Annotated in this window: 13 protein-coding genes and 1 pseudogene; 11 read left to right on the top strand and 3 right to left on the bottom strand. The window is 69.1% G+C overall.

Annotated elements, in window-relative coordinates:
• The 7 genes and pseudogenes from A5698_RS28980 to A5698_RS12855 all read left to right on the top strand — a co-directional run.
• Positions 1-261, top strand: a pseudogene (locus A5698_RS28980) (septum site-determining protein Ssd); the annotation flags it as partial.
• Positions 258-1,424, top strand: a complete 1,167-nt coding sequence (locus A5698_RS12880; protein WP_068297175.1) for a TadA family conjugal transfer-associated ATPase — start codon at positions 258-260, stop codon at positions 1,422-1,424. The pseudogene A5698_RS28980 and the gene A5698_RS12880, both read left to right, overlap by 4 nt.
• Positions 1,421-2,197 (top strand): type II secretion system F family protein, encoded by a 777-nt coding sequence (locus tag A5698_RS12875; RefSeq protein ID WP_068297172.1) that lies wholly within the window; start codon positions 1,421-1,423, stop codon positions 2,195-2,197. Before A5698_RS12880 ends, A5698_RS12875 begins: the two co-directional genes overlap by 4 nt.
• Positions 2,194-2,763, top strand: coding sequence for a type II secretion system F family protein (locus A5698_RS12870; protein WP_068297169.1), 570 nt, complete (start codon positions 2,194-2,196; stop codon positions 2,761-2,763). Before A5698_RS12875 ends, A5698_RS12870 begins: the two co-directional genes overlap by 4 nt.
• A gap of 23 nt (positions 2,764-2,786) precedes the next feature.
• On the top strand, positions 2,787-2,993 hold the full coding sequence (locus A5698_RS12865; RefSeq protein WP_068297166.1) for a DUF4244 domain-containing protein: 207 nt from the start codon (positions 2,787-2,789) through the stop codon (positions 2,991-2,993).
• Between the two features lie 41 nt (positions 2,994-3,034).
• A complete protein-coding gene (locus A5698_RS29435) occupies positions 3,035-3,316 on the top strand; it encodes a TadE family type IV pilus minor pilin (RefSeq protein ID WP_068297164.1) in 282 nt (93 codons plus the stop codon).
• Complete coding sequence (locus A5698_RS12855) at positions 3,294-3,653, top strand: Rv3654c family TadE-like protein (RefSeq protein ID WP_286144492.1); 360 nt, start codon at positions 3,294-3,296, stop codon at positions 3,651-3,653. Before A5698_RS29435 ends, A5698_RS12855 begins: the two co-directional genes overlap by 23 nt.
• On the opposite strand, the gene A5698_RS12850 is transcribed toward A5698_RS12855, so the two are convergent.
• Both A5698_RS12850 and A5698_RS12845 read right to left on the bottom strand, forming a co-directional pair.
• The gene (locus A5698_RS12850; RefSeq protein WP_068297161.1) at positions 3,650-4,675 is read right to left on the bottom strand and encodes a PAS domain-containing protein; all 1,026 of its coding nucleotides are present in this window, start codon (positions 4,673-4,675) and stop codon (positions 3,650-3,652) included. The genes A5698_RS12855 and A5698_RS12850 overlap by 4 nt on opposite strands.
• Before the next feature lie 154 nt (positions 4,676-4,829).
• Positions 4,830-7,157 (bottom strand): DEAD/DEAH box helicase, encoded by a 2,328-nt coding sequence (locus tag A5698_RS12845; protein ID WP_068297159.1) that lies wholly within the window; start codon positions 7,155-7,157, stop codon positions 4,830-4,832.
• Positions 7,158-7,435: 278 nt separating this feature from the next.
• Between A5698_RS12845 and A5698_RS12840 the strand changes: the two genes are divergently transcribed.
• From A5698_RS12840 to topA, 3 genes are all read left to right on the top strand, one after another.
• A complete protein-coding gene (locus tag A5698_RS12840) occupies positions 7,436-7,639 on the top strand; it encodes a cold-shock protein (protein WP_006243848.1) in 204 nt (67 codons plus the stop codon).
• Between the two features lie 130 nt (positions 7,640-7,769).
• Entirely contained in the window at positions 7,770-8,360 is a 591-nt protein-coding gene (locus A5698_RS12835) for a hypothetical protein (protein WP_068297157.1), read from the top strand.
• Between the two features lie 135 nt (positions 8,361-8,495).
• Positions 8,496-11,294 (top strand): type I DNA topoisomerase, encoded by a 2,799-nt coding sequence (gene topA, locus A5698_RS12830; RefSeq protein WP_068297152.1) that lies wholly within the window; start codon positions 8,496-8,498, stop codon positions 11,292-11,294.
• Positions 11,295-11,321: 27 nt separating this feature from the next.
• On the opposite strand, the gene A5698_RS12825 is transcribed toward topA, so the two are convergent.
• Positions 11,322-12,956, bottom strand: a complete 1,635-nt coding sequence (locus tag A5698_RS12825; RefSeq protein ID WP_156670733.1) for an adenylate/guanylate cyclase domain-containing protein — start codon at positions 12,954-12,956, stop codon at positions 11,322-11,324.
• Between the two features lie 88 nt (positions 12,957-13,044).
• Between A5698_RS12825 and A5698_RS12820 the strand changes: the two genes are divergently transcribed.
• Positions 13,045-13,521 (top strand): DNA polymerase III delta subunit-related protein (locus tag A5698_RS12820; RefSeq protein WP_502688915.1); only part of this gene is annotated, 477 nt, incomplete at its 3' end.

Here is a 13,521-nt window from a genome sequence, read left to right as displayed (position 1 = left end):
GCCGACGTCGTGGCGCGGTGGGTCTCCACGCTGAATCCCAACGCGGGTGTGGTGGTGCGAGGCCCGGCGCCGGGCGGGCTGAGGTCGACGGAGGTCGCCGAGATCGTCGGCTTGCCGCTGCTGGCGAGGATGCGGCCACAACCGGGTATGGCCGCCACCCTCGAGCGCGGCGGCCTGCGTGCCGGCCGACGGTCACCGCTCGGCCGCGCCGCACGCAAGGTGTTGGCGATCCTGCATCAGCACCCCGCGGTCGCCCCATGAGCGACTCGTTGATCGACCGGGTACGCGAGCGGCTCGCCGCGGAGGCCGCGCCGCTGCGGCCGACGGTGGTGGCGGCAGCGATTCGCGCGGAATCGGGCGGTGTGCTCGGTGACAGTGAAGTGCTCAGCGGGCTGCGACTTCTGGAGACGGAGCTGACCGGCGCGGGGGTGCTCGAACCATTGCTGTGCGCTCACGACACGACGGACGTCCTGGTCACCGCGCCGGACGCGGTATGGGTGGACGACGGGAACGGGTTGCGCCGCACTGGGATCCGCTTCCCCGATGAGAACTCCGTACGACGGCTCGCCCAGCGGCTCGCACTGGCCGCGGGGCGTCGCCTCGACGAGGCGCAGCCGTGGGTCGACGGACAGTTGACCGGGCTCGGGACCGGACAGTTCACGGTGCGCCTGCACGCGGTCCTGCCACCGATCGCTTCCGCGGGCACGTGTCTGTCGCTGCGGGTGCTGCGTCCGGCCACCCAGGACCTGGCGTCGCTGTCGGCCGCGGGTGCGATCGAGCCGGCCGCCGCGTCCCTGCTCGACGGCATCGTCCACGCCCGGCTGGCGTTTCTTGTCTCGGGCGGTACCGGCGCGGGCAAGACGACGTTGTTGGCCGCGTTGCTCGGCGCGGTTCCCGCCGCCGAACGCATCGTCTGCGTCGAGGACGCCCCCGAACTCGCTCCGCGGCATCCGCACCTGGTGAAGCTGGTCGCTCGCTGCGCCAACGTCGAGGGCGCGGGTGAGGTGAGCGTGCGCGACCTGGTCAGGCAGGCGCTGCGGATGAGGCCCGACCGCATCATCGTCGGCGAGGTCCGCGGCGCCGAGGTGGTCGATCTGCTCGGAGCGCTCAACACCGGTCACGACGGTGGCGCCGGAACTGTACACGCCAACAGTCCCACCGAGGTGCCCGCCCGTCTCGAGGCCCTGGCGGCGCTCGGCGGCCTCGACCGGGCCGCGTTGCACAGTCAGCTGGCGGCCGCGGTGCAGGTGGTCATCCACGTCGACCGTGATCGGCTGGGCGCGCGGCGGCTCAGCGAGATCGCGGTGTTGACGGCGGGTACCGATGGCCGGGTCGGCGCCGCGACGGCGTGGCGCCTCGGATCCGGCTCCGGCCCGGGAGCCCCGCGGTTGAACGCTCTCATCCGCGAGCGGGGCGGCTCGTGAGCGTCGCGGCGCTGGCCCTCGCGTTGGCGCTTCTGACGGCACCCGGGCCGCGTCGGCGGTGGGTGCCGGAGCCCCGCCGACACCGGCGTGCCTTTCGGATACCGCTCGCGCTGTGGCTGATCGGAGCCCTCGCCGCGCTGACAATTGTCGCCCCGCTCGGCGTCGTCGTCGCAGCCGCGATGGCCGCCGGCACCGTCGCGGTGCGCACGCGGCGCCATCGCCGGAAGCGCGACCGGGCCGCGGAGGCGGCCGCGCTGGAAGGCGCGCTCGAAGTCCTGGTCGGAGAGTTGCGCATCGGCGCTCACCCGGTGACCGCGTTCGACACCGCAGCAGCGGAGACCGATGGAACTGCGGCGGCGTCACTTCGGACAGTGGCGGCCAGGGCGCGAATGGGAGCAGACGTCGCGGCCGGGCTGCGGAGTGTGGCGGCGCGGTCGGCGCTGCCCGCGTACTGGCGACGACTCGCGGTCTGTTGGGAGCTGGCGCAATCCCACGGCCTCGCCATCGCGACGCTCGTGCACACGGCCCAACGCGACATCGTCGCGCGGGAGCGGTTCTCGGCACAGGTGAACGCCGGGATGGCCGGCGCTCGCACCACCGCGACCGTGCTCGCCGTGCTTCCACTGCTCGGCGTCGGCTTGGGCGAGCTGATCGGAGCGCAACCGCTGCGCTTCCTGTTCTCGACCGGCCAGTGGTTGTTGGTCATCGGTGTGGCGCTGACGTGTTCGGGGTTGGCGTGGTCGGACCGCATCACCAGCGGGGTGCTCGAATGACGCTCGCCGCAACGCTTCTCGGGATGGCCGTGCTCCTTGGCGGCACCGACCCCAACGCCCGGCTCCGAGCCGTCCGCGACCCCGCTATCGACGCACCGCGCAGCGTCAGGCCCGATGATCCACTCGCATTCGCGTCCGCGCTCGACGTGCTCGCCGCCTGCCTGCATTCGGGGATGGCGGTGGCCGGCGCCGCCGCGGCGGCGGTTCCCTCGGCACCGCCGCGGGTGGCGCGGGTACTGGCCCGTGCCGCAGACCTCCTAGCGCTGGGTGCCGACCCGTCGACCGCGTGGGCGAATGCACCCGATGGCGACCGCAGCGTCGACGCGCTGCTGCGGTTGGCGCGACGATCGGCGGCCTCGGGAACGGCTCTGGCGCAGGGGGTCACCGCGCTGGCGACCCGGTCGCGCGACGATGCGGCGGATGCGGCGCGGGCCGCGGCCGAGCGGGCGTCGGTGTTGATCGCCGGTCCGCTGGGGGTGTGCTACCTACCGGCGTTCTTCTGTCTGGGCATCGTCCCGGTCATCGCCGGCCTGGCCGGAGACGTGTTGCGGTCCGGAATCCTATGAAGGGCAGCGAGTGGGGAGGAAAAATGAGGGTGGACAACAAGATCCGTGCGCTTCAGGCGCGACTGACGCTGCTGGTCGTCGCAGACGACGGGATGTCGACAGTAGAGTATGCGATCGGCACGATCGCAGCCGCCGCGTTGGGCGCGATCCTGTACACGGTCGTCACCGGCGACTCGATCGTCAGCGCGTTGACCAACATCATCACCCGCGCGCTGAAGACAAACGTCTAGTCGGTGAGCGTGGTGGCGCCACCGTCGAGGCGGCGTTCGCGGTGGCCGCGCTGGTCAGCGTCCTCGTGCTGTGCGTGGCCGGACTCACGGCGGTGTCGATGCACATCCGATGTGTCGACGCCGCGCGCGAGGCCGCGCGCCTCGCCGCCCGGGGCGACGACGGTCGCGACACTGCCCGTGGTCTCGCGCCCGATGGAGCCACCGTCGACATCCGTCGCGACGGTCGGTTCGTCGTCTCCACCGTCAGTGCACGTTCGGCGCTGCTGCCCGGACTCGCCGTCGAGGCGCGAGCGGTGGCGGCTGTGGAACCGGGTTCGCGCTGATCGAGGTTCGGCGAGCCTGATCGCCGCCGCGATGATCGCCGTGGTGGTGACGACCGCCGCCTGCGCGGCTTACCTCGGAGTGGCGGTGACGGCCCGGCACCGCGCCCAGGCGGCGGCGGATTTGGCGGCGTTGGCCGCTGCGCACCGGTTCGCGTCGGGAACCGGAGAGGCTTGCACATGGGCCGCCGCCGTGGCCGAAGCCATGCGGACCGAGATGGCGCAGTGCGATGCAGACGACCTCGATATCGTTGTCGCAGTGCAGGTTCCGGTGACGCTGGGCCGATTCGGTGTGGGCACCGCGCGTGCGCTGGCCCGCGCCGGGCCCGCCGGAACCTAGGTCTCGCGTCCTTGCAAATCGGCGATCTCGGTGGCATTGGGTCGGCGCAGCGTCGCCAACGCGGCGTACACGTCGTCGTCGAGTTCGACGCGATTCACGGTGACATGCACCGGTGCCCACTCGTGGTCGACACCGGTCATCCTCAGCACACCAGAGGCGATACCGGTGGTGAATTCCGTTGCCATCCGCTCCATCTCGGCGCGGTCGTCGGGATGCACCGCGTGCTCACCGGCCAGGCTCACCCGCCAGTCGAAGAACGGAGCGGGATCGTCGAGCCACTTCAGCAAGGTCCAGTTGTTGGGGTCCACCAGCGCGCGGTGCACACCCGGCTGCGCCAAGCCGTTGAGGATTCGCTGGGCGAGGCGGTCCTGTTGCGGCGCCGCCTCTTCACGCTCGCTGCGCCAGTTCATCGCTCGGCACAACAATCGATCCGGGCCGTCGTCCTCGTCGGATTCGGCCACCGTCCGCGTGACGAAGCCGACACTGATCGGTTCGCCGTGATGGTCGGTGACGTTCCAGGTGCTGCAGAACGTCGCGCCCGGTTCGCGTTTGATCGCCATGGTCAAGACCCTGGCTTCGCTCGGGTTGAGTTCGCGCATCGGCAAATCGTCGGCGAATGTGCGGTTCAGCGTCGGTTCCGGGGGTGAGTCCCAGCCACTGTTGACCAATGATTCCGGCGTGGCCGTGGCGATGCCGGTGTTGAGGTCCCAGACCAGCGGACCGGGCACGGGCCGCTCCGGTGGTTCCATGTCGGGCGGGCCGATCCATACGTGTACGCCGTGGATCCGACCGTCGGTCATTTGCACGACCTCGGTGCGAATGACACGGTCGTTCTTCGGCGTGATGCTGCTCAAGCCCTGCCGTGCGCGCACCGTTTCGCCGATCGCGGTTTGAACCGCCATCAGGTGCGGATTACGCCTCAGGAAAGCACTGATCGGAACCAGGTCCTGAGTGCGACGACCCTGCGCGACCACGGCGGGCTCGCTGCCCAGCGTCTCCACGAGCAGCCAGTCGTGGCTCATGGGGCCACTTTACCGGCGCGGGTGAACACGATTCGTGGCGCTCTCGTAAGCGGTTGCGACGGCCTTCACCGAGGCGGTAGCTTTCGCTGCACCGGGCCGGTTCCCGGAAATCCGTGAGGCGATCGTCGAGGGGTCGATCGCCCATGTCCCCGACTCACAGCGAGTGATCGGCAATTTCGCCGAGGACCAGCCGCAACACGCGCACCGCGCCTTCCTTGTCCAGCGGGTCGTTGCCGTTGCCGCACTTGGGTGACTGCACGCACGACGGGCAGCCCGCAGGGCATTCGCATGCCTCGATCGCATCGGCCGTCGCGGCCCACCACGTGGTCAGCCGGTGGTAGCCGCGGTCGGCGAAACCCGCACCCCCCGGATAGCCGTCGTAGACGAAGATCGTCGGCAATCCCTGCACGGGTCCCACCGCAGTCGAGACCCCGCCGATGTCGCCGCGGTCGCAACTGGCGACCAACGGCAGGAGGCCGATAGCGGCATGTTCTGCGGCATGAAGCGCGCCGGGCACGTGAAGCAAATCGATTCCGTTGTGCTCTAACGCCTCTGGCGTGATCGTGCACATCACGGCCATCGTCTCCAGCGTGCGGGTGGGCATCTCCAGCTCGACGAAGTCGATCACCTCGCCCGTCAGTTGACGCCGCAGATATCCGATCACGGTATTGGTGACCGACACCGGCACGAGGCCAACAGTGACCGCGCCGAACGTCTTTCGCTCGCCGGCACCGCTGACCGAGATGTCGGTGATCTCCCGCGCCGATGTGGTGTAACCCGGGTCGTCGGCGTGCACGAAGGCCACGCCGTCCTCGAAGTCGAGCGAGTCGACGACGTAGGTCTCGCCCTGATGCAGATACACCGCGCCCGGGTGGATCGAAGCCGGCGCCTGCCCCGCGCCAGTGCTGCCGAGCATACGTCCCGTGCCCGCCTCCAGGATCGCGATCTGGCCGCCCGACGACCCCCGGATGTCGACGGCCGGATGCGGGTCCATGCCCGGAGTGGGGAAGTAACCGTTGGCCCGTCGCCGCAATAGTCCGTCGTCCACGAGAGCCGCGGCCACCTCCTCGGCGTTCCACAACCGCACCTCGGCGTCGGTGAGCGGCAGTTCGGCGGCGGCGCAGAGCAGTTGCGGCCCAAGCACATACGGGTTGGTCGGATCGATGACCACGCGTTCGATGGGCTTGTCCAGCAGTGCGGACGGATGGTGCACCAGATAGGTGTCGAGCGGATCGTCGCGGGCGATCAACACGATCAGCGCCCCCTGCCCGCGGCGCCCTGACCGGCCCGCCTGTTGCCAGAACGAGGTCACGGTGCCCGGGAACCCGGCGAGAACAACGGCGTCCAGCCCGGCGATGTCGACGCCGAGCTCCAACGCGTTGGTCGTCGCCAACCCCCGCAGCTCACCGTCGGCCAGCGCGCGTTCGAGCGCCCGGCGATCCTCGGAAAGATAGCCGGCGCGATACGACGCGACCCGGTCGGCGAGATCCGGTGCGAGTTCGCCCAATCGGGCCCGCGCGCCCAACGCGGTGAGTTCGGCGCCGCGTCGTGACCGCACGAAGGTGAGCATCCGCGCGCCCTCGGCGACCAGGTCGGCCATCACGCTGGCGGCCTCGGCTCCCGCCGAACGCCTTACCGGCGCCCCGTTTTCACCCACCAGGTCGTCGAGCAGCGGAGGTTCCCACAACGCCACGGTGCGCGCGCCCTGCGGTGAACCGTCCTCGGTCACCTCTTCGACTGTCTGCCCGATCAACTCGGAAGCGGTCTGGGCCGGCGATGCGGTCGTGGCGCTGGCGAATATCACGGTCGGCACGTCGCCGTTCGGCGAATATCGCGCACACAAGCGCAGCAGCCGGCGCAGCACCATCGCCACGTTCGAGCCAAAAATCCCGCGGTAGTAATGGCATTCGTCGACGACGATGTAGCGCAGGTTGCGCAGGAACACCGCCCATCGGGCGTGGTTGCGCAACAGCGACAGATGGATCATGTCGGGGTTGGAGAAAATCCATCGCGACCGCTCCCGCGCGAACCGTCGCACGTCGCTGTGGCTGTCGCCGTCGTAGGCGCACGGCGCGACATCGGTCAACCCCACGGCCTCGGTGAGCGTCACCGCGGCGCGCAGCTGGTCGTGGCCGAGCGCCTTGGTCGGCGACAGATAGAGCACCCGGGCCCGCGAATTTGCCTTCAGGTCTGTCAATATCGGCAACTGGTAGGCGAGCGACTTGCCCGACGCGGTGCCGGTGCACAGCACGACATGGCGTCCGTCGTGTGCGAGCTCGGCTGCGGCGACCTGATGCGACCACGGAGCCTCGATACCCCGATCAACAAACGCCCGCACCACATCTGGGTCGGCCCAGTGCGGCCACTTCATCGGACGTCCCGTGCGCGGCGGAATATCCGCCACGTGGCGCAGCGGGTTCGGGCCGGCGCCGACCGTGCCTTCGACCGCGCACGCGAGCAGCTCGCGGCCGAAATCAGCCATCGATCGTTCCTCCTCGAGACTCCTGTTTAGGTGAATTGTTGCCGATTTGAAACGCCGAGACTGTCGCCGCAGCCACGAACGTGATTGACTTATCGCGGTCGCAGCTTCTGTGTTCGTGTATTAGCACTCGCAGGATCGTCGTTGCGATCGCGGTTCCTGCGAGGGTTGTAGGTCGGGTTGAGTTCCGAGCTTCCACGAAGGAGAGCGGTCGGAACGGGCCCGGTGTACCGAAACACGGTGGACCGCACCCGGTGAATAAGAGAAGGAAACAACAGGAAATGCCACAGGGAACTGTGAAGTGGTTCAACGCGGAGAAGGGCTTCGGCTTCATCGCCCCGGAGGACGGCTCCGCCGACGTTTTTGTCCACTACACGGAGATTCAGGGCAGCGGCTTCCGCACCCTGGAGGAGAACCAGAAGGTCGAGTTCGAGGTTGGCCAGAGCCCCAAGGGGCCCCAGGCCACCGGTGTTCGGGCCGTCTAGAGCGACCAACACGATCGAAAGGCAACACCCCGCGAGCGTCGAGATTCGGCAGCCGCGGGGTGTTCGCTATTCCGGCGCGCTACGGCACGGCCGCCGCGGCAGACGCCGGTGACTGGCTTACTGTCGAATCGTGAGCCAGCTGTCGTTCTTCTCGGCGGAGTCGGTGCCCCCCGCGGTCGCCGACCTCACCGGGCTGCTCGCCGGGCCGGGCCAAGTGGTTCTGGTGGGCTCGGGCGGTGAGCAGGGTGCGCGGCTGTCGGTCGTCGTCGAGCGGCAGTGGCGGGCCGAGGCGCTCGCCGAGATGATCGTCGAGGCCGGTCTGCAGCCCGAGATCGCCCGCACCGACGAGAACACCCCGCTGGTGCGCACCGCGGTCGACCCCCGGCTGGTCGGCATCGCCTCGGAGTGGACCCGAGGCGCAGTCAAGACCGTTCCGCCCAACTGGCTGCCGGGTCCGCGTGAGCTGCGTGCCTGGACACTGGCCGCGGGCACGCCGGAGGCCGACCGCTACCTGCTCGGCCTGGACCCGCACGCGCCCGACACGCATTCGGCGCTGGCGTCGGCGATGATGCGGGTGGGAATCGCGCCGACGCTGATCGGGACCCGCGGGTCGCGCCCGGCGCTGAGGATCAGCGGTAGACGACGGCTATCGCGCCTGGTAGAGAACGTGGGGGAACCTCCAGGGAGTGTGGAGGCGTTCGGAGAATGGCCGCGGGTCTGACGGCCGTTGCGAGGGGGGTCAGTTTGCGTCGGCTCGCGCGGGGTGCGAAATTGTCAGTTGCCGACAGGGTCGAAGCGCCGTCGAGTACGGAATTCTGCGCTGTGGGCGACCGAAGAAGTGGAGCGTAAGTAAAAGGTGGCTGACGGGGACCGCGGGAGCGGCCGTAACGGAAGCGTCCGGCGGCTCGTCATTGTCGAGTCGCCGACCAAGGCGCGCAAAATAGCGGGCTACCTCGGCTCCAACTACATCGTCGAGTCGTCCCGTGGACACATCCGCGACCTGCCGCGCAACGCCGCCGACGTGCCCGCGAAGTACAAATCCGAGCCCTGGGCCCGCCTCGGGGTGGACGTCGACCACAACTTCGAGCCGCTCTACATCATCAGCCCCGAGAAGAAGAGCACCGTCGCCGAGCTGAAAGACCTGCTCAGGGACGTCGACGAGCTGTATCTGGCCACAGACGGCGACCGCGAGGGCGAGGCCATCGCCTGGCATCTGCTCGAGACGCTCAAACCGCGCGTCCCGGTCAAGCGGATGGTGTTCCACGAGATCACCGAACCGGCCATCCGGGCCGCCGCCGAGGACCCCCGCGACCTGGACAACGACCTGGTCGACGCGCAGGAGACCCGCCGCATCCTGGACCGGCTGTACGGCTATGAGGTCAGCCCGGTGCTGTGGAAGAAGGTCGCGCCGAAGCTGTCGGCCGGCCGGGTGCAGTCGGTCGCGACGCGGATCATCGTGCAGCGCGAACGCGAACGGATGGCGTTCCGCAGTGCGGGCTACTGGGACGTCACCGCCGAACTGGACGCCAGCGTCTCCGATCCGCAGGCATCGCCACCGACTTTCACCGCCAAGCTGAACATGGTCGACGGCCGCCGCGTGGCGACCGGACGCGACTTCGACTCGCTGGGCCAGGTCAAAAAGCCCGACGAGGTGCTGGTTCTCGACCAGTCCGCCGCAACGGCGTTGGCAGGCGGTCTGCGCGGCGCGCAGCTGGCGGTCAGCTCGGTCGAGCAGAAGCCCTACACCCGCAGGCCGTACGCGCCGTTCATGACGTCGACGCTGCAGCAGGAGGCGGGTCGCAAGCTGCGGTTCTCCTCGGAGCGCACGATGAGCATCGCTCAGCGGCTCTACGAGAACGGCTACATCACCTATATGCGTACCGACTCGACCACGCTGTCGCAGTCGGCCATTGACGCCGCCCGCAACCAGGCCCGCCAGCTTTATGGCGAGGAGTACCTGCATCCGACGCCCCGGCAGTACACGCGCAAGGTCAAGAACGCCCAGGAGGCGCACGAGGCCATCCGCCCCGCCGGTGACGTCTTCCAGACCCCGGGTCAGCTGCACGGAGCGCTCGACACCGACGAGTTCCGGCTCTACGAGCTGATCTGGCAGCGCACCGTGGCCTCGCAGATGGCCGATGCGCGCGGCACGACGCTGTCGCTGCGGATCTCCGGAGCGGCGAGTTCGGGCGAGCAGGTCGTGTTCAACGCCAGCGGCCGCACGATCACCTTCGCAGGCTTCCTGAAGGCCTACGTCGAGAGCATCGACGAGCAGGCCGGCGGCGAGGCCGACGACGCCGAGAGCCGGCTTCCGAACCTGCAGCAGGGCCAGCGCGTCGACGCCAAGGAACTCACCGCCGACGGGCACAACACCTCGCCGCCCGCCCGCTACACCGAGGCGTCGCTGATCAAGGCGCTCGAGGACCTCGGGATCGGCAGGCCGTCGACGTACTCGTCGATCATCAAGACGATCCAGGATCGCGGTTACGTGGTGAAGCGCGGCAGCGCGCTGGTGCCGTCGTGGGTGGCGTTCGCCGTGATCGGGTTGCTCGAACAGCATTTCAGCCGCCTCGTCGACTACGGCTTCACCGCCGCGATGGAAGACGAGCTCGACGAGATCGCCGCGGGCAACGAGCGACGGACCAACTGGCTCAACAACTTCTACTTCGGCGGCGACCACGGTGTCGAGGATTCGATCGCGCGCGCGGGTGGGCTCAAGAAGCTGGTCGGGGTGAACCTCGAGGAGATCGACGCCCGAGAAGTCAACTCCATCAGGCTTTTCGACGACGACCAGGCCCGCCCGATCTACGTCCGGGTGGGTAAGAACGGTGCCTACCTGGAGCGGATGGTCGCCGGCGATGACGGCGAGCTCAAGCCGCAGCGGGCCAACCTCAAGGACGAGCTGACGCCCGACGAGCTGACCCTCGAGCTCGCCGAAAAGCTTTTCGCCACACCGCAAGAGGGTCGGTCGCTGGGTGTCGACCCGGCGACCGGGCACGAGATCGTCGCGAAGGACGGCCGTTACGGGCCGTACGTCACCGAGGTTCTTCCGGAACCGCCCGACGACGGCGATGCCGGGTCGACGGCGAAGAAGGGCAAGAAGCCGACGGGCCCGAAGCCGCGGACCGGTTCGTTGTTGCGGTCGATGGACCTGGAGACGGTGACTCTCGAGGATGCGCTGCGGTTGTTGTCGCTCCCGCGGGTCGTCGGTGTCGACCCGAACACCGGCGAGGAGATCACCGCGCAGAACGGCCGCTACGGCCCATATCTCAAGCGCGGCACGGATTCTCGGTCGTTGGCCACCGAAGAGCAGATGTTCGACATCACGCTCGATGAGGCTTTGAAGATCTACGCCGAGCCCAAACGCCGCGGCGGTCAACGGGCCGCGGCTCCGCCGCTGCGTGAGCTTGGCGAGGATCCGGCGACCGGCAAGCAGATGGTGATCAAGGACGGCCGGTTCGGCCCCTACGTCACCGATGGTGAGACCAACGCCAGCCTGCGCAAGGGTGACGACGTCCTGTCGATCACCGACGAACGCGCAGCCGAACTGCTCGCCGACCGCCGTGCGCGCGGTCCGGTGAAGCGGACGAAGAAGGCGAGCGCGAAAAAGACCACCAAGAAGGCCGCCGCGAAGAAGGCCGCCAAGAAGAGCTAGCCCGCAAAAGCGCGGGTGTGCTCGGGATCAGCGCGAATCCTCGGACACCACTTCACGTTCGGCGTTTTGCTCGACCTCGGTGTCAGTATCGTTCCGCTCGGTGCGGTCGGTCGATGCCAGGTTCAGCGGCCTGGCCAACTGCGTCGGGGCGACACGGCCCCGCAGTTCGACGATCTCGCCGACATCCCAGCACAGCGCCTCGGCGTCGAGAGCTCCGCTGACCGCGATCGCCGAGGCGAGCACGTGCCCCTCCTCGAGCTTGGCCAACTCGGTCAGCCGCGCCGCTTCGTTGACGGGGTCACCGATGACCGTGTACTCGAAGCGGGCCTGCGCGCCGATGTGCCCGGCGATGGCCCGGCCCGCCGACACACCGATCCCGAACTCCGTCTGGCCCAGCACCTCGATGAGCTCATCGTGCAGCTCGCGCGAGGCCGCAAGGGCGGCGCCGCAGGCGTCGGGATGCTCGATCGGGGCGCCGAAGATGGCCAGCGCCGCGTCGCCCTGGAACTTGTTGACGAAGCCGCCGTGCCGGTTGACCGTGTCGACCACCACGCGGAAGAAATCGTTGAGCAGGTTGACGACATCGGCGGCGGGGATGGTCGCCGCCAGCTGCGTCGAACCCACCAGGTCGACGAACAGCACCGCCACGTCACGTTCCTGCCCGCCGAGCTCGGTCCCGCGCTCGAGCGCGCGCCGGGCGACGTCCTCGCCGACGTACCGGCCGAACAGGTCGCGCAACCGCTGCCGTTCGGCCAGGTCGCGGACCATGTCGTTGAACCCGGCCTGAAGCAGGCCCAGCTCGCTGGCGTCGTAGATCTGCATGTGGGCGTTGTAGTTGCCGCGTTGCACCTCGCCGAGCGCCCAGCGCAGCTGGCGCAGCGGGTCGGCGATCGACATCGCCACCAGCACGGTGCCCGCCAACCCGACCACCAGAGCGGAGATCGACAGGATCAGGATCGGGGTGGTCAGCCGGTCGGCGGGCGCGGTGAGGATCTCGAACTTGCTGGCCACGACCGCCAGCACGATCGCGATGATCGGGACCGCGGTGGACAGCACCCACGTCATCACCTGACGCGCGATCACGCCGGGGGCGCGGAAGTTCTCCGGGACGCCGCCGCGCAGGGCGGCCACCGCGACGGGGCGCAGCACGCGTTCGGACTGCAGGTAGCCGATGATCGCCGTCGCGGTGGCACCCAGCCCCGTGGCGACCGCGACCACCGGCGCCGACTTACTGGCCACCGGCCAGCTCGCGACGATGAACACCACCGAGCCCAGGAACCAGTTCGCGACGTTGATCACCGACCGGTAGAACGGCATCTTCAGCGCGCGGGTGCGTGCCACCTCGGTGTCGGCCGGGTCCCGGTCGCCGAGCAGCATGTCGCGGCGCTGCCAGCGCATGACAGGGATCAGCAGCCGCAGGCTCCAGTACGCGGCGACGGTGAAGGAGACGAACAGGAAACCGAGGAAGACCGCCAGGTTGAAGGCGGGCAGATCCTGCAGCTGGATGCGGTCCTCGGGGGGCAGGCCGAATCGCAGGAAGCTCAGGACCAGCAGGGCGCCGATGATGTCGGCCTGCACCATGCCCAGCGTGAACACCGGCCACGGGGTGCGCGCGGCCCACCGGACGAATGCGCTGATTCGCCCGATCGGTCGTTCTTCCATGGCCACGCGTCAACCGTATCGGGCATCGGCGACGGGTACGGGTGCTGTGAGACGGACGTGTCGGTTCGCAGCATTACTGTTATCTCCGATGGGCGGTGTTTTCTCGCGTCTGGTGGGTCAGCGGGCCGTTGAGGCCGAGTTGGTGGCCGCGGCGCGCGCGGCGCGTGGTGAGGCGGCTCACAGCGGGGCGGCGATCGGAACCATGACACACGCTTGGCTGATCACCGGCCCGCCGGGTTCGGGCCGGTCGGTGGCGGCGCTGTGCTTTGCCGCCGCACTGCAGTGCACGTCCGACGGCGTGCCTGGGTGCGGGGAGTGCCGGGCCTGCACGACGACGATGGCCGGCACCCACGCCGACGTGCGGCGGATCGTCCCCGAGGGGCTGTCGATCGGTGTCGACGAGATGCGCACGATCGTGCAGATCGCATCGCGGCGGCCGGGAACCGGGCGCTGGCAGGTCGTGCTCATCGAGGATGCCGACCGGTTGACCGAGGGCGCGGCGAACGCGCTGCTCAAGGTGGTCGAGGAACCGCCGCCGTCGACGGTGTTCCTGCTGTGCGCGCCG

The sequence above is a fragment of the Mycobacterium sp. E136 genome (assembly GCF_001666865.1).
Classification (GTDB): domain Bacteria; phylum Actinomycetota; class Actinomycetes; order Mycobacteriales; family Mycobacteriaceae; genus Mycobacterium.
This window is presented reverse-complemented; position numbering and strand designations above follow the sequence as displayed.

Coding starts and splice junctions, on each gene's coding strand:
- A5698_RS12880 (WP_068297175.1), top strand. CDS start 258: ATGAGCGACTCGTTGATCGACCGGGTACGCGAGCGGCTCGCCGCGGAG.
- A5698_RS12870 (WP_068297169.1), top strand. CDS start 2,194: ATGACGCTCGCCGCAACGCTTCTCGGGATGGCCGTGCTCCTTGGCGGC.
- A5698_RS12865 (WP_068297166.1), top strand. CDS start 2,787: ATGAGGGTGGACAACAAGATCCGTGCGCTTCAGGCGCGACTGACGCTG.
- A5698_RS12850 (WP_068297161.1), bottom strand. CDS start 4,675: ATGAGCCACGACTGGCTGCTCGTGGAGACGCTGGGCAGCGAGCCCGCC.
- A5698_RS12845 (WP_068297159.1), bottom strand. CDS start 7,157: ATGGCTGATTTCGGCCGCGAGCTGCTCGCGTGCGCGGTCGAAGGCACG.
- A5698_RS12840 (WP_006243848.1), top strand. CDS start 7,436: ATGCCACAGGGAACTGTGAAGTGGTTCAACGCGGAGAAGGGCTTCGGC.
- A5698_RS12825 (WP_156670733.1), bottom strand. CDS start 12,956: ATGGAAGAACGACCGATCGGGCGAATCAGCGCATTCGTCCGGTGGGCC.